Origin of the sequence: Faecalicatena fissicatena, assembly GCF_016900595.1 — a bacterium.
GTDB classification, from domain to species: Bacteria; Bacillota; Clostridia; order Lachnospirales; family Lachnospiraceae; genus Claveliimonas; species Claveliimonas intestinigallinarum.
This window is the reverse complement of sequence record NZ_JACLYY010000003.1, coordinates 108445-130025: the sequence shown is the minus strand read 5'-3', so window position 1 is coordinate 130025 and position 21581 is coordinate 108445. Positions and strand designations below refer to the sequence as shown.

20 protein-coding genes are annotated in these 21581 nt (G+C 55.7%); 5 read left to right on the top strand and 15 right to left on the bottom strand.

The features are described from left to right. Window position 1: 1 nt before the first annotated feature. From H7U36_RS04335 to H7U36_RS04320, 4 genes are all read right to left on the bottom strand, one after another. The gene (locus tag H7U36_RS04335; RefSeq protein WP_033125930.1) at window positions 2-778 is read right to left on the bottom strand and encodes an acyl-CoA dehydratase activase; all 777 of its coding nucleotides are present in this window, start codon (window positions 776-778) and stop codon (window positions 2-4) included. Window positions 779-836: 58 nt separating this feature from the next. Further along, window positions 837-1097, bottom strand: a complete 261-nt coding sequence (locus H7U36_RS04330; protein ID WP_033125910.1) for a putative Se/S carrier protein — start codon at window positions 1095-1097, stop codon at window positions 837-839. A gap of 1 nt (window position 1098) precedes the next feature. After that, a complete protein-coding gene (locus H7U36_RS04325; RefSeq protein WP_033125909.1) occupies window positions 1099-2373 on the bottom strand; it encodes a double-cubane-cluster-containing anaerobic reductase in 1275 nt (424 codons plus the stop codon). A 179-nt stretch (window positions 2374-2552) separates the two neighbouring features. Then, window positions 2553-3713 carry an aminotransferase class V-fold PLP-dependent enzyme gene (locus H7U36_RS04320; RefSeq protein WP_205155749.1) on the bottom strand — a complete coding sequence of 387 codons (1161 nt, stop codon included), beginning with the start codon at window positions 3711-3713 and terminating at the stop codon, window positions 2553-2555. 161 nt (window positions 3714-3874) lie between these two features. Here H7U36_RS04320 and H7U36_RS04315 point away from each other — a divergent pair, with 161 nt between their 5' ends. Both H7U36_RS04315 and H7U36_RS04310 read left to right on the top strand, forming a co-directional pair. Continuing rightward, window positions 3875-4624 (top strand): acyl-ACP thioesterase domain-containing protein, encoded by a 750-nt coding sequence (locus H7U36_RS04315; RefSeq protein WP_205155748.1) that lies wholly within the window; start codon window positions 3875-3877, stop codon window positions 4622-4624. Then, complete coding sequence (locus H7U36_RS04310; RefSeq protein ID WP_205155747.1) at window positions 4617-5558, top strand: radical SAM protein; 942 nt, start codon at window positions 4617-4619, stop codon at window positions 5556-5558. Before H7U36_RS04315 ends, H7U36_RS04310 begins: the two co-directional genes overlap by 8 nt. A 16-nt stretch (window positions 5559-5574) precedes the next feature. On the opposite strand, the gene H7U36_RS04305 is transcribed toward H7U36_RS04310, so the two are convergent. From H7U36_RS04305 to H7U36_RS04295, 3 genes are all read right to left on the bottom strand, one after another. Next, the gene (locus tag H7U36_RS04305) at window positions 5575-6261 is read right to left on the bottom strand and encodes an alpha/beta fold hydrolase (RefSeq protein WP_205155746.1); all 687 of its coding nucleotides are present in this window, start codon (window positions 6259-6261) and stop codon (window positions 5575-5577) included. Between the two features lie 22 nt (window positions 6262-6283). Then, window positions 6284-6658, bottom strand: a complete 375-nt coding sequence (locus tag H7U36_RS15125) for a hypothetical protein (RefSeq protein WP_243426690.1) — start codon at window positions 6656-6658, stop codon at window positions 6284-6286. A 623-nt stretch (window positions 6659-7281) separates the two neighbouring features. Beyond that, entirely contained in the window at window positions 7282-8484 is a 1203-nt protein-coding gene (locus H7U36_RS04295; protein WP_205155744.1) for a class I SAM-dependent rRNA methyltransferase, read from the bottom strand. Between the two features lie 253 nt (window positions 8485-8737). Here H7U36_RS04295 and H7U36_RS04290 point away from each other — a divergent pair, with 253 nt between their 5' ends. Further along, a complete protein-coding gene (locus tag H7U36_RS04290; RefSeq protein ID WP_205155743.1) occupies window positions 8738-9250 on the top strand; it encodes a ferritin in 513 nt (170 codons plus the stop codon). 156 nt (window positions 9251-9406) lie between these two features. On the opposite strand, the gene H7U36_RS04285 is transcribed toward H7U36_RS04290, so the two are convergent. From H7U36_RS04285 to H7U36_RS04250, 8 genes are all read right to left on the bottom strand, one after another. Then, window positions 9407-12061, bottom strand: coding sequence for a heavy metal translocating P-type ATPase (locus H7U36_RS04285; RefSeq protein ID WP_205155742.1), 2655 nt, complete (start codon window positions 12059-12061; stop codon window positions 9407-9409). A gap of 129 nt (window positions 12062-12190) precedes the next feature. Further along, window positions 12191-13387 (bottom strand): sporulation integral membrane protein YtvI, encoded by a 1197-nt coding sequence (gene ytvI / locus H7U36_RS04280; protein ID WP_191428238.1) that lies wholly within the window; start codon window positions 13385-13387, stop codon window positions 12191-12193. Between the two features lie 22 nt (window positions 13388-13409). After that, window positions 13410-14012: a ribosome biogenesis GTP-binding protein YihA/YsxC gene (gene yihA, locus H7U36_RS04275; RefSeq protein ID WP_033125103.1), complete on the bottom strand. Its 603-nt coding sequence runs from the start codon at window positions 14010-14012 to the stop codon at window positions 13410-13412. 16 nt (window positions 14013-14028) lie between these two features. Further along, window positions 14029-16371 carry an endopeptidase La gene (lon, locus tag H7U36_RS04270; protein ID WP_191428239.1) on the bottom strand — a complete coding sequence of 781 codons (2343 nt, stop codon included), beginning with the start codon at window positions 16369-16371 and terminating at the stop codon, window positions 14029-14031. Window positions 16372-16457: 86 nt separating this feature from the next. After that, window positions 16458-17717 (bottom strand): ATP-dependent Clp protease ATP-binding subunit ClpX, encoded by a 1260-nt coding sequence (gene clpX, locus H7U36_RS04265; protein ID WP_033125101.1) that lies wholly within the window; start codon window positions 17715-17717, stop codon window positions 16458-16460. Window positions 17718-17843: 126 nt separating this feature from the next. Further along, complete coding sequence (clpP, locus tag H7U36_RS04260) at window positions 17844-18428, bottom strand: ATP-dependent Clp endopeptidase proteolytic subunit ClpP (RefSeq protein WP_033125100.1); 585 nt, start codon at window positions 18426-18428, stop codon at window positions 17844-17846. Between the two features lie 36 nt (window positions 18429-18464). Then, window positions 18465-19751, bottom strand: a complete 1287-nt coding sequence (tig, locus tag H7U36_RS04255; RefSeq protein WP_033125099.1) for a trigger factor — start codon at window positions 19749-19751, stop codon at window positions 18465-18467. Window positions 19752-19884: 133 nt separating this feature from the next. Beyond that, a complete protein-coding gene (locus tag H7U36_RS04250) occupies window positions 19885-20436 on the bottom strand; it encodes a DJ-1 family glyoxalase III (RefSeq protein WP_033125098.1) in 552 nt (183 codons plus the stop codon). Between the two features lie 153 nt (window positions 20437-20589). Here H7U36_RS04250 and H7U36_RS04245 point away from each other — a divergent pair, with 153 nt between their 5' ends. Both H7U36_RS04245 and H7U36_RS04240 read left to right on the top strand, forming a co-directional pair. Then, window positions 20590-21033, top strand: coding sequence for a CYTH domain-containing protein (locus tag H7U36_RS04245; RefSeq protein WP_033125097.1), 444 nt, complete (start codon window positions 20590-20592; stop codon window positions 21031-21033). Window positions 21034-21151: 118 nt separating this feature from the next. Then, window positions 21152-21571: a helix-turn-helix transcriptional regulator gene (locus tag H7U36_RS04240; protein WP_052083942.1), complete on the top strand. Its 420-nt coding sequence runs from the start codon at window positions 21152-21154 to the stop codon at window positions 21569-21571. Window positions 21572-21581 lie beyond the last annotated feature (10 nt).

Sequence of the window (21581 nt, the reverse complement as noted above, 5' to 3'; positions counted from 1 at the left end):
TTTATTTCTCCTTCCGTCTCTTTGTCTTCTCCTCCGCCAGCAGGGCCGCCCCCAGGGCGCCCGCATATCTGCCTCTGTCTGTGGGGGACACGGTCTTTCCAATCTTTTCGGACAGGATCTTTGTAAAATACCGGCTGTCCGAGAGCCCGCCCGTCAGGATGATCTGGTCCGGCAGATTCTTTCTCATAGCCAGCTGGGCCACCTTGGCCGCCACAGAGTCCACCACCCCGGCGGCAATGTCCTCCCGCCTGCGGCCTTCACCGATATAGTTGATGACCTCGGACTCGGCGAACACCGTGCACAGGGAGCTGATGGACAGGGTCTGTCCCGCCTCCGCCATGTCGAACAGCTCGCCCAGATCCACTCCCAGCCGGTTGGCCATGATCTCCAGGAACTTCCCGGTTCCCGCGGAGCACTTGTCGTTCATGAGGAAGTCCTGGACCGCGCCGTGGCTGATGAGGATCACCTTGGTGTCCTGTCCTCCCACGTCGATGACCGCGCAGTCGTCGCTTCCCATCTCACGGCCTCCCCTGGCGTGGCAGGTAATCTCTGTGATGACGTAGTCGGCGTACTCCACCGCCACGCGCCCGTAGCCGGTAGCCACCACTTTAGCCGACTCATCCGACACGTCAACGCCCTCCTGCCCAAGCCGATCCCTGATGATCCGGGCCGTCTCCTTACTGCTCCACCCTGTAGGGAGCGTGAAAGCCATCTCATGGTCTCCCCTGGCCACCACCTTGGCAGCTGTGGAGCCTATATCAATGCCTATGTAATCCATTTTCCTGTTATCCTTTCCACCTTCTGTCAAAGGCTTGTCCTTTTTTCTCAGCAGTTTATCAGCAGTATCTGTCACGGCCCGGGTTCACATCCTTCTCCACCGCCGCGATATCCAGTATCTCAATGCCGTTCTCCTGCACGCAGCCGCGAATCCTCTCTATATCCTTCTCCTTCACCAGAAGGGAGATGCCGCAGCATTTGCTGGCACTTCTCGGGGTGGGCGCGATGACCGCACCCACCCCCTCTTCTTTCAGCTTCTTATAGAGCCTCATCCCATTGTCATGGTTTGGGAAAAGCACATAATACTGTATCTCTTTCATTCTACTCTCCCAGCATCTCGATGAAAGCGCTGATCCTTGTGCGGAGCTGCTGCGCGTCGCTGTCCACGTAGTCTGTCTCAATGCCAAGAACAGGGATGCCGGCCTTCTGGAGCTCTCTCTCCACTGTGTATCCCTCCACATCGTAGAGGCTGCAGAACTTCAGGTTCACGTCAATAACGCCATCCACCTTGTACTCCTTAGCCAGGCGGATAATATCGTCAATCCTTGCGTGGTTGGGAGTGAAGCATGCACAGTTAATGCCCATGTATCTCTCCGCCAGGGCGTCAATCTGCTCGTCCACTGTGGTCTTTGTCTCGTCTACAAGACGCTCAAAGTAGCGGGTTCCCGTGCACATCTCCTCGCAGACTACGGCGCCGCCGCTTGTCTCCACCAGGTTGTGGATCTTCCAGTTGGGGATGGCCATAGGCGTACCTGTCAGCATGATCCTCTTTGTTCCCTCCGGGAACACGCTGACGCCGTCTGCCACCCTCTTCTCCAGCTCATCGCAGAGCTTGTTAGTCATCTCAGTAAATCTTGTGGGATCGTCGTAGAAGGCAATCTGAGAAATGAGGAGCACGTCCTTTCCGCTGATGGGGAGCTTGTCGTTCTTTCGGAAAGCATAGAGCCTCTCCAGGGCCTTTCTCTTGTTGTTGATCATATGTATGCTGGCCGCCAGCTTCTCCGCCGTAATCTCGTTTCCGGTAAAGTCCTCCACTACTTTCTTGAAGGTGCGGATCTCATCGGCCCAGGAACAGACATCCTTCTCTCTCTTCATCTGGGGCAGATCCATCACATGCACCGGCACATCCTCGGCCAGGATCTCCCAGGCCTTCTTTTTGCCGTCGCAGGTTGTCTCACCCACATACATATCCGCGATGCGGAAGAAGGGGCAGGTCCGGTCCAGCCTTGCGCCCACAGACGCCTTGATAAGGGGGCATGTGTTGGTGGGAAGGACCTTCTCTCCTCCCGGCACCCAGAACTGGGAGCCTCCGCACAGCCCTGTGGCGATGGCATCTGCCGCGAACACGATCTCATCGGGCACGTACACACAGAAGGTGCCGAAGACCTTTCCGCCCTTTTTCTGGTGCTCGATGAGCTCCGCCGGCCTCACACCGTGGATCTCCGCCACCACAAAATTATAATAGTCCATAGACTCCGGCCTGTTTTCCTGGGAGAGATAGACATCCCCAAAGGCCTGGGGCAGCACCTCGCAAAGCTGGTCGTGCGTCTCAACATCCATACCAAGATCTTCCCACATTTTTCTGTAATCAGCCATAAAAAAACCTCCTCTTGCGTATCTGAATATTTTCAGAATAGTCCTTTTATAACCGTAACACTTTTACAATTATGGGACAATGACAAGAGCGAGGTTTGCTATTGATTTTTATAATGTATACTTTTATATATAGGTTTTCTCTATTATAATATGCGTTTTTCTGTCCTGGGAAGAGACGCTCAGTCCAGTATGCTGTGGAGAGCCCGGACGCAGCGGTCAATCTCATCCTCTGTGTTGGAGGCGCTGAAGGCAAACCGGACCGTCCCCTGAGGGAAGGTGCCAAGAGCCCTGTGGGCCATGGGCGCGCAGTGGAGCCCGACCCGGGTCATGATGCCGTACTCCTGCTCCAGCCGGAAGGCAGTCACCGCATTGTCCCTTCCCTCAAAATCCAGAGACACAACGGCCACTCTCCCCTCTGTCCCCTGCCTTCCCGCGATGCGGACGGAAGGAAGCTTCTTCACCTCCTCCAGGAAATAGCCGGTCAGTTCCAGCTTCCTCCTGCGGATCGTCTCCAGCCCTGTCCTCTCCAGGTAGGAGAGGGCCGCGTGGAGGCCGATGATGCCGGGCAGGTTCATAGTGCCGCTCTCGTACTTGTCGGGCAGGGTGCGGGGCATGTCCAGGCTGTCAGAGCTGCTGCCCGTGCCCCCCGCGATGAGGGGCTCCATCTGCCCGTCCAGCCTGTCGGAGATGAGAAATCCGCCCACCCCCTGGGGGCCCAAAAGCCCCTTGTGGCCTGTGAAAGCCAGGAAATCCACGCAGGCCTCCTCCATGTGAAGGGGGATAGTCCCCGCGCTCTGGGCTGTGTCCACCACAAAGAAGACGCCCCTCTCCCGGCAGATCCGGCCAATCTCCTCCACAGGCACGATGGTACCGCACACGTTGGAGGCGTGAAGGGCGATGACAGCCTTCGTATCCTTTCGGATCATCCCCGCCACGTCAGAGGCCCGCACATTCCCCTCCCGGTCCGTGGGAATACACTCCCAGGTCACGCCCTCCCTCTCCATGCACCGGAGGGGCCGCATGACCGCGTTGTGCTCCATCCCGGTGACAAGCACATGATCCCCTCCCTTCAGAAATCCCCGGATAAAATAGTTCAGGGAGTGGGTGATCCCCGGCGTAAAAATGACCCGACGGGAATTTTCCGCGTGGAAAAGCCGGGCCAGCTGATCCCTTGTATCCAGCACCGCCTCCTCCACCTCGTAGGCTCCCTCGTAATTTCCCCGGTTAATGTTGAAGGCCCCCTCTGTCAGGAGGCGCCCCACCGCCTCCGCCACTCCCGGTGCCTTGGGCCAGGAGGTGCTCCCGTTGTCAAAATAGATCCTGCCGTTTTCTCCTTCCATATTCCCCTGCCTCCTTTTCTTTCGCGCTGTGTACTGTACTCATTATAGGTCCTGCCGCTCATTCTGCGCAAGATGCTTCTTGAGGGATTAGAAAAATGACTTTTGCCGCGCCCCGCAAAGGGCTATAATAGAAAGGAATGAATAGAAGGAGGATTTGTTCCATGATCTACAGAAAAGAGTATTTTCCCCAGTTCCGCGAGTCCGACCACACCGGGCTTGTGGGAGCCGGCGGCTATTTTGAATATTTTCAGGACGCGGTGACCGCCTACATGCACACTCTAGGCAAGGGCAACGACACCCTGCCAGAGGACTATGGCATCTGCTGGGTCTTCACCAAATATAAACTCCACATCGAAAAGCGGACGGGCTATGACTCTCCCCTGGAGCTGGCCTCCTGGGTGGAAAATCCCCGCCCTTCAGTTCGGTTCCACCAGGCCTTCACCGTCTCCCGTGGGCAGGAGGTCCTGGCCAAGGGGCGGATGGAGAGCTGCCTGTGCGACCTGAATGCTGGGAAAATCTGCCCCCCGCAGGACATCGATTATCCCACAGACACCGATGAGGGCACTGCCCTTGAGCTTCCTCCCTTCCAGCGTTTTCCCAAGACCGCGGAAGGCATGGAGCTCTGCTATACCCACACTGTCCGCTACACGGACCTGGACAAGAGCCGCCACATGAACAACCAGAAGTACATTCCTCTCTTTCTCAACGCCTTTGATCTGGATTTCCAGACAGGAAAGCAGATCACAGACTTTGAGATCCACTACCTGCGGCAGTGCTTTGAAAAAGAACGCATTTCCATCTGGCGCGCAAAGAGAGCGCATGATTTTCTCCTGACGGGCATAAAGGAGGACGGGACTTTGGCAGTCCAGGCCAGCATCACCTTCCGGGAGGAGGCGTGCAGCCATGCATAGTCCCCTGCCCCCCTCTGACACAGCTCCCAATTTCGACCCATGTGACCTTTACCGGGACTGCACTCTCTGTCCCCGCATGTGCCATGCCAACCGGTATGTCCGGACCGGCATCTGCGGCTGCGGCCCCGAAATCAGGGCGGCCCGGGCGGCCCTCCACTTCTGGGAGGAGCCCTGCATCAGCGGTCAGGATGGCAGCGGCGCTGTCTTCTTCTCCGGCTGTACGCTGAAGTGCTGCTACTGCCAGAACTATCCCATCAGCCGGGGGGAAGTGGGAAAGGCCATCTCACAGGAGCGGCTGGAAGAGATCTTTCTTGAGCTGCAGGACCAGGGCGCCCGAAACATCGACCTGATCACCGCCACCCAGTTTCTCCCCTCCATCCTGCCGGTCCTTGAGAAGGTACGCCCGAAGCTGCATATCCCTATCGTCTACAACTGCGGCGGCTACGAGAGAGTGGAGACGCTGCGGATGCTGGAGGGGTACGTGGACGTGTATCTGCCGGACCTTAAATATTTTTCTTCCGACAAGGCAAAAAAATATTCCGGCGCGCCGGATTACTTCCAGCACGCCTCCGCGGCTGTGGAGGAAATGATCCGGCAGACCGAAAAGCCTGTCTTTGACGAAAATGGGATACTGGTCCGAGGCACTCTCATACGGCACATGGTCCTCCCGGGCCAGAAGGAGGACTCCATCCGCCTGCTTGGCTGGATGGCGGAAAATCTTCCAAAGGGCGGCTTTCTCCTAAGTCTCCTGAGCCAGTACACTCCCTTCTTCAAGGCAGCAGAGCACCCTCAGATCAACCGCCGCCTCACCTCCTACGAATATGGGAAAGTGCTGGACGCGGCCCTGGAGCTTGGTCTGGATACAGGCTACATGCAGGAGCGGTCCAGCGCCAGGGAAGAGTACACCCCTCCCTTTGACCTGGAGGGGTTGTAAAAGCAGGCAGGCTCTCCTATGAAACTGTCTCCCGGAGGAACCGATCCACCTCCCGGTTGAAGGCCTCCGGGTTCCCGGCCGCAATAAAGTGGTCGCCCGGGATGATGCGAAGCTCTGCCCCCGGTATCTCCGCCGCGATCAGCCTGGTGTGCTCCTCCCGTATCATATCCCTCTCCCCTGCGATCACAAGCGTGGGGCTCTGGATGTTCCGGAGCTCCTCCTGTTCTATATTGGGATCCTTTACCATGAGCCGCAGCAGCTCCGCGTTGGCCCTGGCTTTCCCGCTGAAGTGGCCGAAAAAGGAGGCCGCGTAATACCCCAGGATAATGGGGATCTGGACCGACGGCTTCACTCCCCGGGACCACAGGTTGGCCCCGTTCAGGATGAGACGATCCACCCTTTCCGGATACCGCAGGGCAAAAATAATCGCGATATTTCCCCCGTCTGAAAATCCCAGAAGATCCGCTCTCTCGATCCCCATCTCCTCCACAAATTCCCGCAGATCCTCGGCGAACTGGCGGATGGTGAAGGGCGCGGGGCCCCGGGGCGATCTGCCGTGTCCCCTCGTGTCCACTGCGATGACCCGCCGCGTCTGTGAAAAATAGTCCATCTGGCTCTCAAAATAGCTGCTGTCCTCCCCGTTTCCGTGGAGGAGGATCAGGGGCTTGCCCTTGCCTTTTTCTTTGTAGTACAGGTGTGTCATAAGCAAATCCTCTCCTGTGGCTTTAATGAATCTTTATCACACATATATTGATCTCTCCGTAGATAAAATCCCCGCCCTCACTGTCCACCTGAAGCACCGCAGGGGCGGAGGGCACTTCCAGTATCTGGGAAAACGACATCCCGGCCGTGGCCCCCTGGACAGTAAAGGTGTGGACAGCCGAGGCGCCTGCCTCCTCTGTCCCCTGCCGGTCAAGGAACAGTCTCACGCTCAGGGGAAGGGAAGTGCCCGGCCCCGGAGTGATGGCCCCGTGAAAAGAGACGTAGTAAACGCCCATCTGCCGGATGGTAATGTCCGAACTGTTCTGTCCGTGGGCTATCGCCTCCCCCAGGACTGCGCCATTTCTGTCAAAGATCAGGGGCATTCCCGGCGTTCCCAACTGAGGCGGAGTGGAAAAAGCGCTGAGGAAATCCCCTGTCCCTCCTGCCGGCCCCTGAGGACCTGGTTCCCCCTGAGGCCCAGGAGGGCCGGCTGGACCCTGTTCTCCACGGGGCCCCGGTTCTCCCTGGGGGCCGGGAGGGCCTGGAGGACCAGGCCGTCCATTCTGGCATCCTAGTCTGCACTTTGGACACTGACATTTCTTCTTTCTATATCCGTCTTCACATTGCATTGAAAAAAACCTTTTTTGTTATCAGTATATGCAGGGGGTGGGGAGGGCGACTCATCAGAGACGTAAAATATAGGAACAGTCACTTATCCTTACATCACTTTTAGTTCACGACCTCACAAGGAGGTCGACTATAGGAATATACACTTATCATTGTGGCAAGATACTCACATCTTTAACTGTCTTGCAATAAATTTTTATATTTCTTCTATAAATAAAATAATAATCTAATAATTTAAAGTCATATTATAATTTCTTACTTTAATCTCTGTCTGTATATGCTATTTTTCTTATGTCAGGTGTAAAGCCTGTAAGTTGAAAAAAATTTTTAGAAATTTGTTATTGTTTTGTCGAAAAAGCGACAGGCTTATGCTTATCGCTTTTTCACATTCTCTCTACTTTTCCCTGCACACCTGAAAAACATAAAACTTCAGATAATAGCTCTCATCCGCCGCCCACAGGATCGGATGATCCGGCGCCTGGGTGCGGAACTCCACCTGCCGCAGGCGCACGTGGGCATTCCTGGCCGCCTCCCGGATGGTCTTTGTAAAAAGCTCAAAGTCCATAAAGTGGGAGCAGGAGCAGGTGGCGAGAAAGCCGCCGTCCTTTACCAGCTTCATGCCCCGCAGGTTGATCTCCCGGTAGCCCTTCACCGCATTTTTGATGGAGCTTCTGGACTTTGTGAAGGCCGGCGGGTCCAGCACTACCACATCGTACTTCTCTCCCTTCTCCACCAGGGAGGGAAGCAGGTCAAACACATCAGCCTCCAGAAATTCCACCCGGTCTGACAGCCCGTTTAGCTCTGCGTTCTCCCTGGCCTGGGCCACTGCAAGGCCGGAGGCGTCCACACCAAGGACGCTCTTCGCCCCGGCAACCCCCGCATTAAGGGCAAAGGACCCTGTGTGGGTGAAGCAGTCCAGCACCCGTGCTCCCCGGCACAGCTTCTGGATCGCCAGCCGGTTGTATTTCTGATCCAGGAAAAATCCGGTCTTCTGTCCGTCCTTGACGTCCACGATGTATTTGACCCCATTCTCCTCAATATGGACAAAGGTGTCAAAAGGCTCCCCAAGAAACCCCTTCGTCTTCCTCATGCCCTCTTTTTCCCGCTCCCTAGCATCGCTCCTCTCGTAGACGCCCCGGATGCTAATGCCATCCTCTGCAAGGATCTCTTTCAATATAAGGAGCAGCTTCTCCTTGTGCCTGTCCATCCCAAGAGCCAGGCACTGGAAGACGAGCACGTCCGAGAACTTGTCCACCACCAGGCCCGGCAGGAAATCCGCCTCCCCGAAGACGATCCGGCAGCTCCCTGTGTCCACAGTCCTTTTCCGGTACTCCCAGGCATCCTTAAGGCGTTGCCTGAAAAATTCTTCATTGATCTCCTGGTCCGGGTTTCTTGTCAGCATCCGGATGCGGATCTTGGAGTGCATATTGATAAAGCCCCGTCCCATTGGATAGCCGTCAAAGTCGTGGACCATCACAACATCCCCATTCTCAAAGGCTCCTGTCACGCTACCTATCTCATTGTCAAAAATCCAGGCGCCCCCCGCCTTCAGCGTGCGCCCTTCTCCTTTTTTCAGTACTGCCAATGCCAAACTCATATCGTTTCTCCTATACTCTCTGCTTTGTATTTTTTTCTGTAGTTTCCCCCGTCTTTTTCAGTCTGCCGTCCATATCATCATACCATATTTCTCCGCTTTTTTCATTCCGGATCAGAGACGAGTTTATCAGAAATATGTCCGGAAGGCATGCACATCCGGTCTTGAGTTTTCACACTAACAGAGCTATACTTATAGGCGGAAAATACAGCATCTTCCTCTGCGGAAGATGCAAATACAAAAGGAGATGCTTGATATGTTGAACGAAAAAGTAGCAAAACTGTTAAACGAGCAGGTAAACAAAGAATTCTACTCCGCTTATCTGTACCTGAGTTTTTCTAACTTCTATAAGGATCTGGGACTGGACGGATTCGCCAACTGGTATAATGTGCAGGCTCAGGAGGAGAGAGACCACGCCATGCTCTTCATCCAGTATATGCAGAACAATGATGTTCCTGTCACTCTGGAGGCCATCGAAAAGCCGGACGCCAAACTGAAAGAGAAAATGGATGCGCTGAAGGCAGGATACGCCCATGAGCAGTATGTGACCGGCCTCATCCACAATATCTATGAGGCAGCCTACGAGGTAAAAGACTTCCGCACCATGCAGTTCCTGGACTGGTTTGTCAAGGAACAGGGTGAAGAGGAGACAAACGCAAGCGACCTGATCAAAAAAATGGAGCTCTTCGGGGACGATGCCAAGAGCCTCTATATGCTGGATCAGGAGCTGGGCGGACGCACATATGCGGCACCTTCACTGGTACTGTAGTAAGCTCTGCGGCGGGAACCGCAACCTGTGCGGCGCCTGCATACATGAAAGACAAGTCCATATAGCATAAAAGACGGCGCAGCCTTCCCTCACGAAAGGGTCTGCGCCGTCTGATTTTTATTCTTCTGCCTTGTCAGCGTTCAGCGGGTCGTCTCTCTACTGTGCTGTGCAGCTCACCGGCTCATATCCGGCCTCTTTGACCGCGTCCATCAGCACCTGGTCAGCCACGTCCTCTGTCATGGAGACAGTGGCTGTCTTTTTCTCCAGATCCACCTGGGCGCTGTCCACGCCTGCCACTCCCGCCAGAGCCTTCTCCACGTGCATCTTGCAGTGCTCACACATCATACCTTCTACTACCAGTGTCTTTTTCATCGTTACCATTCCTTTCTCGTCACTTTGCTCATTTTTACTGTCCAAACCGGAGTCCTCCGGAATGTTCGCTGTCATATGGCCTGCCTTCTCTCCGTCTTCTGCCCTTGCCTTCGGTCCGTCTGTCCGGCCTGTCAGGGCCGGCTTGAAGAACCGCAGCCGCAGTGCGTTGGTCACTACGCACACGGAGGAGAGGCTCATGGCCGCGGAGCCGATCATGGGGCTTAAACGCAGGCCGAAGGCCGGGAACAGAGCTCCCGCCGCCACAGGGATGCCGAGGATATTGTAGAAGAACGCCCAGAACAGGTTCATATGGATATTCCTTATAACCGCTCTGCTCAGCTCGATGGCTGTCACCACGTCCTGGAGGGAGTCCTTCATCAGCACCACATCCGCCGACTCGATGGCAATGTCCGTACCCGCTCCGATGGCGATGCCGATATCCGCCCTTGTGAGAGCCGGGGCGTCGTTGATGCCGTCCCCCACCATGGCTACCTTATGTCCCTTCTCCTGCCAGGAGCGGACGCAGGCCTCCTTCTCTGTGGGGAGCACGTCGGACACGGCCTCGGCGATGTCCAGCTCCTTCCGGATAGCCTCCGCCGTCACCTTGTTGTCCCCTGTCAGCATGACCACCGTAAGGCCCATCTCTTTGAACCTCCGGATGGCCTCCCGGCTGGTCTCTCGGACTGTGTCGGCCACTGCGATGATGCCGGCCGCCTGCCCGTCACGTGAAAAGAGAAGGGGCGTCTTGCCCTGTGAAGCGTACCGCTCCATCCGCTCCTGCACGGAAGCCTCTTCTTCCGGGGATGCCACTGCCTTCTCCTCTTTCATGAAGGCCAGGTTGCCGGCCAGCCATGCCTTTCCGGAGATAAGGGCTGATACGCCCCGACCTGTCCGGGCCTGGAAATCCTCTGCCTTTGACTGGGATACGCCGTCTCCTCTCGCCTTCTCCACCACTGCCTGGGCCAGGGGATGCTCGCTCCCCGCCTCCAGGGCAGCTGCCTGGGCCAGGAATTCCTCTCGGCTCATGGATGGATCCAGGACTTCTATGTCCGTCACCTCCGGGTGTCCGGACGTGATAGTGCCGGTCTTATCCAGGATAACCGTGTCGATGGAGTGGAGATTTTCCAGGCTCTCCGCCGACTTGATAAGGATGCCGTACTCCGCCGCCTTTCCGGTTCCCACCATGATGGCCACCGGAGTGGCAAGGCCAAGGGCACAGGGACAGGAAATGACGAGCACCGCGATGGCGTTTGAGAGGGCAAACTCAAAGTCCTGCCCCGCCGCGATCCACACAATGGCTGTCAGGATGGCAATGCAGATGACCACCGGCACGAAGACGCCGCTGACCTTATCCGCCAGCCTGGCGATGGGCGCCTTTGAGTTGCCAGCCTCGTCCACAAGGCGGATGATCTGGGAGAGAGTAGTGTCCTCTCCCACCTTGGACGCACGGAACCGAAAGGTCCCGTTTTTGTTGATCGTAGCCGAGATGACTGTATCCCCGGGCAGCTTCTCCACCGGGATGCTCTCCCCGGTGATGGCCGCCTGGTCCACGTACCCGGCGCCCTCTGTCACGACACCGTCCACGGGGATGCTGCCGCCGGGCTTAATGACCACGATGTCTCCGGCTGCCACCTGCTCCGCAGGCACAGTCACCTCCTGGCCATTCTTTATAATAATCGCTGTCTTGGGCGCTAAGTCCACCAGCTTCCCGAGGGCGTCGGAGGTCTTTGACTTGGATCTTGCCTCCAGGTATTTTCCCACTGTCACAAGGGTCAGGATCGTAGCGGAGGACTCAAAATACAGGGCGTGGGCGTACTCGTGGACCACAGCCATGTCCTGGTGTCCAAAGCCCCAGGCCATGCGGTACATGGCAAAGAGGCCGTATATCAGGGAAGCCCCTGAGCCGATGGCCACAAGGGAGTCCATGTTGGGAGCCCGCTTTATAAGCGCCTTCAGCCCCACCTTGTAGAATTTCCGGTTCAGCACAAGGATAGGCACAGTCAGGATGAGCTGTGTCAGGGCCGAGATCATGGCGTTCTCCATGCCGGTCAGGATGCCGGGCACGGGAAGTCCTATCATGGGGCCCATGGCCACGTACATCAGAGGAACCAGCAGGATGACGGAGGATATCAGCCGCACCTTCATGCTGCGGCGCTCCTCCTGGGCTCTGCTCTGGCGGGTCTCCCATTCGCTGCGGAAGCCTCCGCCCTTCTCGTCAGGGACAGCGTCCGCAGGGGAGGCTCCGTAGCCAATCCCCTCGACAGCATGGACGATAGCCACGCTGTCCAGCTTCGTCTCATCATAGTCCACTGTCATTTGATTCGCCAGGAGGCTCACGTTCACGTCCTCCACGCCCTCTAATTTCTGCACGCACCGGGTCACATTTGCCTGGCAGGCTGCACAGGTCATGCCGGTTACGTTATATTTTTCTTTTTTCATTACCAGGGTCACCTACTTTCTTCAAATGCTGCCTTTATACCCCCTATTGGTATTTTCAGTGTTATTATATACCCCGGTACGGTGTATTGCAATACCTTTTTCAGCTTTTTTCGAAAAGCATTCTCATTTTTATTTTCCGTCCACATTCTCGGATCCCTCGTTCGTCCCGCCGTCTGCCGGCTCCTGGCACCTCAGGCTCAGGATCCCGTCTGCCAGGATCTTCACATCGTCCAGGATATAGTCAAAGGCTCCCGCCTTGTAAAGGTTGACCACAAGAAGGCCGATGGGCACCGCCAGGATCATCCACAGGATGCCGCCGGCCCGATATCCGGCGTATAGCAGCACCAGGGTGAAGAGGGGATTCATACCCATGCTGTCCCCCACCAGCTTTGGCTGGATCAGCTGCCGCACGATCTGAGTCACAGCGTAGAGCACAGCCAGAGCCACCACCCTGCGGTAGTCGCCTGTCAGGAGCTCATAGAGAGCCCAGGGAAGAAGTGCGGTGCCTGTCCCGAAGAAGGGCAGGAAATCCAGGAAGGCGATACCGATGGCCAGCAGGATGGAAAAATGTACGCCCATGATCCCAAATCCCACCAGCAGGATCGCAAACACTACTGCCATGATCTTGAGCTGCGCCTTGAAATACCCGCCCACCGCATATTTCAGGTTGTCCGTCACCATAGTCATCCGCTCCACAATGGGATCCGGGAAAATCTTTTTCGCCCAGACGATAATGCTCTCTCTGTCAGCAATAAAGAAATAGGCGGAGATGATTGTGACAATGAAGGAGATCAGGATGGAAGGGATACGCTTGGCAAAGTTGCCCGCCGCCTCCACAGTGGGTTCACTTATAGTACTGATGATGCCGCTCATGGTCTCATCCAGGTTGGCAGCCACCGCATCCAGTCCCTCCTGCACATTGTCCGGAAGCAGCTGGGAGAGCTGGGAGGTCCTCTCCCCGATCTGACGGAAGCCTCTCTCAAGATCCCTGTACATGGACGGGAAATCCTGGATGAGGGAGCTGATTTCTCCCCATATCCTGCTGATGGCAAAATAGATCAGGCCGATACAGGCCGCCAGCACCACGATGATGATGATGGCGGAGCCCAGCTTCTTGACGATCTTCAGCCTTTTCTCCAGCCATACTACAAGGGGGCTGGCGATAAAAGACAGAAACCATCCGATCACAAAGGGCATGAAATAGAACAGCGCCCTCACGCCCACATAGATAAACAAAATTGTCCCGATCAGGCTGAAGGCCAGGCTGACGATCACCTTCCAGTAGGGCCTGTTGTCCTTCACGGCGTCCCCTTCATTTGTCCCCATTTTTCTCCACCTCTCTTAGCATTTATTCTTCTTTTCCCCTGTCCAGGAATTCTGTCTCCACGAGCTCCCAGATCTCGTCTCTCCCCTGTTTCGTCACCGATGAGAATGGGATGATCCTTGTACCGGGCACCAGCTTCAGCCCCTGCCGGAGCATTTTCACATGCTTGTCCACCTGGCTTCTCTTCAGCTTGTCCAGCTTGGTGGCGATGATGATAGGGTTATAGCCCTGGCTCACCACCCAGTCGTACATCATCTTGTCGTTGGCCGACGGCTCGTGGCGGATGTCGATAAGGAGAAACACTGCCCGCAGCTGCTTTGAGCCGTGGAGGTATCTCTCGATCATCTTCCCCCATTTTTCCTTCTCCTGCTGGGACACCTTCGCGTAGCCGTATCCCGGCAGGTCTACCAGATACATCTCATCGTTGATGTTGTAAAAATTGATAGTCTGAGTCTTTCCCGGCGTGGCCGATATCCTGGCGTAGGACTTCCGGTTCATGAGGGCGTTGATGAGGGAGGATTTACCCACATTGGACTTCCCCGCAAACGCGATCTCCGGCTTGTCGTTTTCCGGCAGTCTGCTTGTGATGCCGCACACGGTTTCCAGATTAATATTTTTTATGATCATAGCTTTATTCCTCTGTTTACTCTTCTTTTACAAACGCTTCCTCAAGCACCTGCTCCATGTGGGACACAGGGATGATCTTCAGCCCCTTTGTGATTTCCGCGGAGAGCTCTGCCACGTCTTTTTCGTTCTCCTTGGGCACAAGAACCGTCTTCATACCTGCGCTTCCGGCCGCCAGCAGCTTTTCCTTCAGTCCGCCGATGGGCAGGACTCTTCCCCGCAGGGTGATCTCCCCTGTCATAGCCACATCCGCCCGGACCTTCCGTCCTGTAACTGCGGAGAGCATGGCCGTGGCCATGGTGATGCCGGCGGAGGGGCCGTCCTTGGGAACCGCGCCCTCGGGAATGTGGATGTGGATGTCATGGTTCTCAAAGAAATCCTCCGCAATGCCATACCGGCTCCCCACGGAACGGATGTAGCTGATGCCGGTGCGGGCGGACTCCTTCATCACGTCCCCCAGCTGTCCTGTCAGGATCAGCTCACCCTTCCCGGGCATCACGTTGACCTCGATCTGCAGGGTGTCGCCGCCCACACTGGTCCAGGCGAGTCCCCGCACGATGCCCACCTCATCCGTCAGGTTGGCCTTCTGGTATGTATATTTCTCGTTGCCCAGATATTTGTGCAGATTGCTCTCGGTTACACGGACCTTTTCCTTCTTCCCCTCCAGGATCTCTCTGGCCGCCTTCCGGCAGATGTTTCCGATCTCCCTCTCAAGCTGGCGCACGCCCGCTTCCTTTGTGTAGTTCCGGGCCATCCTCCAGACAGCCCCGCGGCTGATAGAGAGCTGCTCCGGCTTCAGGCCGTGGCGCTCAAGCTGCTTGGGGATCAGGTGCTCCATGGCGATGTGGAGCTTCTCGTTCTCCGTGTAGCTGGACACCTCGATGACCTCCATCCGGTCCAAAAGGGGCCTGGGGATGGTCTGCAGGGTGTTGGCGGTGGTCACAAAGAGGACCTCGGAAAGATCCAGTGGCACCTCCAGGTAGTGGTCCCGGAAGCGGTAGTTCTGCTCGCTGTCCAGCACCTCCAGAAGGGCGGAAAAGGTGTCCCCCTTGTAGTCGTTGCTCACCTTGTCAATCTCGTCCAGCAGCATGAGGGGATTTTTCACCCCGGCGCTGCGGATGCCCGCCGCGATGCGCCCCGGCATGGCTCCCACGTAGGTCTTCCTGTGGCCTCTGATCTCCGCCTCGTCCCGCACGCCTCCCAGGGAGATGCGCACGTAGGGCTTCTTCAGCGCCCGGGCCAGGGATCTGGCGATGGAGGTTTTCCCCGTTCCCGGAGGTCCCACCAGGCAGAGGATGGGGCTTTCTCCCTTTCTCGTCAGGGCCCGCACAGCCAGGAACTCCAGCACTCTCTCCTTCACCTGCTCCAGTCCGTAGTGGTCCTCCTCCAGCACCTGCCTGGCGTAGGCTATGTCCCTGTGGTCCTCCACAGCCTTGTCCCAGGGCATCTCCAGCATGGTCTCGATGTAGGTCCGGATCACGCCGTTCTCCGCCGGGCTGTTCAGGGTGCTCTTGAAGCGTCCTATCTCCTTTTGCAGCTTCTCCTTCACCTCGTCGGAGGCCTGCAGTCTGTCCGCCGCGGCCTGGAACTCCTCGGCATCGGAGATGGTGTTCTCCTCCCCCAGCTCCTCCCGGATGAGCTTTAGCTGCTCCCGCAGGATGTACTCCCGCTGGTTCTGGTCCACCCTCTCCCGGACCTTGGTCTGGATCTCCTCCTTGATGTTCATGATCTGCATCTCGTTCACCAGCTTGAAGGCCAGCAGCTGGTAGCGCTTCAGAAGATCCGTCTCCTCCAGGAGCTCCTGCAGGTCCTTCTGCTCCAGGGGCACGTTGGCAGCGATCCAGTTCACCACCTTGGCCAGCTCCGTGTACTCCTGCACCTGCTTCAGCATATCCTTGGGATACTTGGGCAGACGGCCTGCGTACTCCGCGTAGATCTCCTTCAGGCCCCTCGTCATAGCCTCCTGGCTCACCTGGTCCGCCGCAGCCTCCAGCGGCTCCTCCCCGCTGTCCGGCAGGGGGCTCACCTCGGCACGCATGTAGGGCGTCTCAAACTCCACTCGCCGGATGACCGCCCTCTCCTCCCCGGAGATCAGGACCCGAAGAAGGTTCCTGGGCAGCTTGATGACCTGCCGGATGGAAGCGATCGTCCCCACCTCGTACAGGTCCGCCGCCGTCGGTTCCTCCACTTCTATATCTCTCTGGGCCGTCAGGAAAATCTTCTGGCCTTCCTCCTGCATGGCCTCCTCGATGGCCTCAATGGAGCGCTCCCTGCTGACGTCAAAATGGGTCACCATCTCAGGCATCACCGTCATCCCCCGCAGGGCCACCATGGGGAGGCTCATTATTTCTCTATCCGTCATTTCGTCTTCTCCTGTCCTGTATATTTTCACAGTGCATTGCAAAAAGCGGGCGCAATCACTCTTGCACCCGCCCCGTTCACGCACTTTTAAGCACTTTCAATTCTCAGATCATCATGTCCGCAGATCGGCTTGCCTGTGCCGTTCACCACGGATTTCGTGATGCGGCATGTCTTCAGCGTCTCGTCAGATGGGGCATGATACATGGTATCCATCATAATATTTTCCATAATGGCCCGGAGCCCTCTGGCACCGGTCTTCCTCTTCAGCGATGTGTCTGCAATAGCCTCCAGGGCATCCTGGTCAAAGGTCAGCTCCACGCCGTCCAGCTCCAGCATCTTCTGGTACTGCTTGACAATAGCGCTCTTTGGCTCCGTCAGGATGCGGATCAGGGCATCCCGGTCCAGCATCTCCAGCGATACCGTCACCGGAAGACGTCCCACCAGCTCAGGGATCAGCCCGAACTTCACCAGATCCTGGGGAAGCACCTGCTTTAAGAGCCGGTCAATGTCGTCCTCATGTCCTGCAGCGATCTCCGCATTAAAGCCAATGGACTTCTGATCGATCCTCTTCTCAATGATCTTCTCCAGTCCCTCAAAGGCTCCGCCGCAGATAAACAGGATGTTGGTGGTGTCTATCTGGATCAGCTCCTGGTGCGGATGCTTTCTCCCTCCCTGGGGAGGCACATTTGCCACAGTGCCCTCAATGATCTTCAGGAGCGCCTGCTGCACACCCTCGCCGGACACATCCCTGGTGATAGAGGGATTTTCTGACTTCCTTGTGATCTTGTCGATCTCGTCAATATAGATGATGCCGTACTCGGCTCTCTCGATATCCCCGTCAGCGGCCTGGATGATCTTCAGCAGGATGTTCTCCACATCCTCGCCCACATAGCCCGCCTCTGTCAGGGCTGTGGCGTCCGCGATGGCAAAGGGCACGTTGAGGATCTTGGCCAGCGTCTGGGCCAGCAGCGTCTTGCCGCAGCCCGTGGGCCCCAGCATGAGGATGTTGCTCTTCTTCAGCTCCACCCCCAGGTCCTTCTGGGCCATGATCCGTTTATAGTGATTATATACTGCAACAGACAATACCTTCTTCGCCTCCTCCTGGCCGATGACATAGTCGTCCAGGAAGGCTTTGATCTCCTCCGGCTTCAGCAGATTGATATCGTCAAAGGGATTGATATTTCTGGTATTTTCATATTCAAATTCTTCTTCCATGATCTCGGCGCACACGTCAATGCACTCATCGCAGATGTACACGCCTCCCGGTCCTGCAATCAGCTTTCGAACCTGTGACTGGGGCTTGTTGCAGAACGAGCATCTGATCTGGTCGTCATTTCTTCCTGCCATACTCTCACCTCATCTTATCAATTTTCAAGTGACCGGAGGATACTCCCGAAATCGCTCCGGTCCTTGAACACAAACGAAGGACCGGCATACCAGGAGGTTATTCTCCCGGTACGCCCGCCCCCGGTCTTATTTACGGCTTGATATAATTTCATCCACTAATCCGTATGCCTTGGCCTCTTCAGCCGACATAAAATTATCGCGGTCCGTATCGGCACAGATGACCTCCAGCGGCTGCCCTGTGTTCTGTGCAAGGATCCTGTTCAGGGTATCCTTTGTCTTCTGGATATGCTGGGCTGCTATCTGGATTTCCGTCGCCTGTCCCTGTGCTCCGCCGGAGGGCTGATGGATCATGATCTCTGAATGTGGCAGGGCAAACCTCTTGCCCTTTGCTCCCCCGGCAAGGAGGAAGGATCCCATGCTTGCCGCCATACCGATACAGTATGTGCACACATCACATTTAATATACTGCATGGTATCGTAAATTGCCATTCCCGCTGTGACAGATCCGCCCGGGCTGTTGATGTAGAGATGGATATCCTTCTCCGGATCCTCAGCCTCCAGGAACATAAGCTGTGCCACAACAACGCTTGCGGACACGTCTGTCACTTCCTCTCCAAGGAAAATGATCCTGTCCTTTAAAAGTCTGGAATAAATGTCGTAGGAGCGCTCTCCACGGCTGGTCTGTTCAATGACATAAGGTACTAAACTCATGCAAATTCCTCCTGTCTATATGCCACGGCTGTCCACTTACTCTGTAACGGCGTTCTCCACCAGGAAGGTTACTGCCTCCTGTACAGCCATGTCCTCTTTCATCTGTTTTTTCTCTTCCTCGCCCATGTACTCTTTCAGCTTGTCAGCCTCCATCTTGTACATCTCGGCCATCTTGTTAATCTCCTCGTCCAGCTTCTCATCGCTGATCTCAATGTTCTCAGCCTTTGCGATAGCCTCCAGGACAAGGCGTGTCTGGATGCGGTTCACAGCCTGGGGCTTCAAATCCTCAAGCATCTTGTCTGTTGTCTGTCCTGTGAACTGGCAGTACTGCTCCATAGTCAGGCCCTGCTGCTGCATCCTTCTGGCAAAGTCGTCCAGCATCTGTCTTGCCTGGGTGTCGATCATGGCGTCCGGGATCTCCATTGTGGCATTGGCGATAGCCTGCTCCACTGCCTGGTTCTCCTGCTTTGTCTTGCCCTCAGACTCCTTCTGCTCCTTGATCTTTGCCTTGATGTCTGCCTTGTATTCATCTAATGTGTCAAACTCGGAAACCTCTGCCGCGAACTCGTCGTCGATCTCCGGCAGCTCCTTCGCCTTGATCTCATGGATGGTGCACTTGAACACAGCCTCTTTCCCCTTCAGATCCTCTGCGTGGTAATCCTCCGGGAAGGTAACCTTTACTTCCTTCTCCTCGCCGGAATTCACGCCGATAAGCTGCTCCTCAAATCCCGGGATAAAGGAACCGGAACCAATGGTCAGCGGATAGTTCTCTCCCTTTCCTCCCTCGAAGGCCTCGCCGTCAACGAATCCCTCAAAGTCCAGGATCACCTCGTCTCCATCCTGTACCGGACGGTCCTCAACTGTGATAGTTCTCGCGTTCTTCTCAGCCTCCTCCTGAAGCTTTGCGTCGATCTCCTTCTGTGTCACGCGGTTGGAGACCTTGTCAACCTTCAGTCCCTTGTACTCACCAAGTGTCACTTCCGGTTTCACAGCAACCTCTGCTGTAAAGATAAACGGCTTGCCCTTCTCGATCTGAACGATGTCGATCTTCGGCTGGGAGGCAATCTCCAGCTCGCACTCGTCGTAGGCATCGGAATATGCCTTCGGGATCAGCGCGTTTGCAGCGTCATCGTAAAAGATCTCAGCTCCGTACATTTTCTCGATCATCTGGCGCGGTACCTTTCCCTTGCGGAAGCCCGGGATGCTGATCTTGGATTTCTGTCTGTTGTATGCGGTCTGAAGCGCTTTCTCAAGTTCTTCAGCAGAAACCTCGATGGTCAGCTTTGCCATGTTTTTCTCTAATTTCTCTACCTGTAAACTCATGAAAATATTCCTCCTGTTTCTAACCTGCCGTGGGCCCTCACAAAGCGCCTCTTCCCAGAAAAGTATGCAAGGCAGGCAATTCTGCATACACTCATTTAAAGAGTATAACACAAACGTGTAAAAATAGCCAGCTTTATTTCAGATAAATAATGGACTCCGCCACCTCGTCCGCCTTCAGCTTGTCGGACAGAACCTCCACCAGCTTCAGTCCGAAGTCAATGGCTGTTCCCATTCCCCGGCTCGTGATGATATTGCCGTCCTGGACTACAGGCGCCTTCACCAGCACGGCGCCGGAGAGCTTCTCCTCAAAGGATGGGTAGCAGATGGCCCGCTTTCCTTTTAAAAGGCCCATATTCCCCAGAATACTGGGTGCCGCGCAGATGGCGCCCACATACTTTCCGCCCTCGCAGAAGGCCCTCACTACCTGCTTCACGCCCGGGTGAGCCTCCAGGTTCGTGGTGCCCGGCATGCCTCCGGGAAGGACCAGCATGTCAAATTCGTCAAAATTCACCTCATCGAACAGATCCTCCGTCTGCACATTGATGCCGTGGGAGCCCGCCACCATGTAGTCGTCCGATATGGAGACAGTGTCCACATATATCCTCGCGCGCCTGAGCAGGTCCACTGCCGTGAGCGCCTCAATCTCTTCAAAACCATCTGCAAGTAACACTGCTGCTTTTTTCATTGCAATTCCTCCTCTTTTTTCCATATTGTTATAGTAGCAGACTGCCTCTCAAAAAGCAATTCATTTACATTTTTCGTTTTTTACGCTATCTTATATTAGTATAAGAGCGGAGCGCCCACCGGGCGCCGCCAAGGAAAGGAGATCGTATTGATTATGGAAATCGAGCGCAAATATCTGATCCCGGAGATCCCCTCCGGCCTGGACATACAGAAAACCCGCGTCATCGAACAGGGGTATCTCTGCACCGCCCCTGTGGTCCGCATCCGCAGGGACAATGACGACTATATACTCACCTACAAATCCAAGGGCCTGATGGAGCGGGAGGAGTACAACCTTCCCCTGACACGTGAGGCTTACGAGCATCTGAAGGCAAAGATCGACGGCCGTCTCATCGAGAAGGTCCGCCATGTGATCCCCCTGGAGGAGGGCCTCTTTATCGAGCTGGATGTCTTCAAAGGAGACCTGGCGCCTCTTGTGCTGGCGGAGGTGGAGTTTCCCACCCGGGAGATGGCAGAGGACTTCTGCCCGCCGGACTGGTTCGGGGAAGATGTGACCTTCTCCGCCCTCTATCACAACAGCACCTTAAGTCAGATCTGATTTTCCGCAACAATCTGTTGCTTTTATTGTCGTTTCAGCTACGTTTCGTTGCATAAGGATCCACGGATCTGGTTAATTGCTATACTATGTGTTACAAAAAAACGACGGAGGTACAGCAATGGCCAGCATCCAGTATCTTGCCAACAATCTAAAATTTCTGCGGACCATGACCGGCAGGACCCAGGATGACCTGGCTGTTCTTCTGAACATATCCAGGCAGGCCTACTCCAACTACGAGGCCGCGAAGCGGACACCCGGCCTGGATACTCTTCTGCGCCTCTCCGCCCTCTACCACGTCTCTGTGGATGTACTCCTGGGCGTGGATCTGTCCGCCTTTCCGACCAGGTATGCCGGGAACGCCATAGTCATGGAGGAGCAGCCGCCCTACGGCGAAAAGGGGAGCGGATACGAAGAGGATATGTGCCTGTTCTGTCTGACAAAAGAAGAAGCGGAATTTATCACTAAACTCCGCGTTCTCCCACCCTCGGAAAGAGAGAAATTCTTCAGTCTTTCCCGTATTTTCTTTAAAAATCCCTGATCCGCCCCTG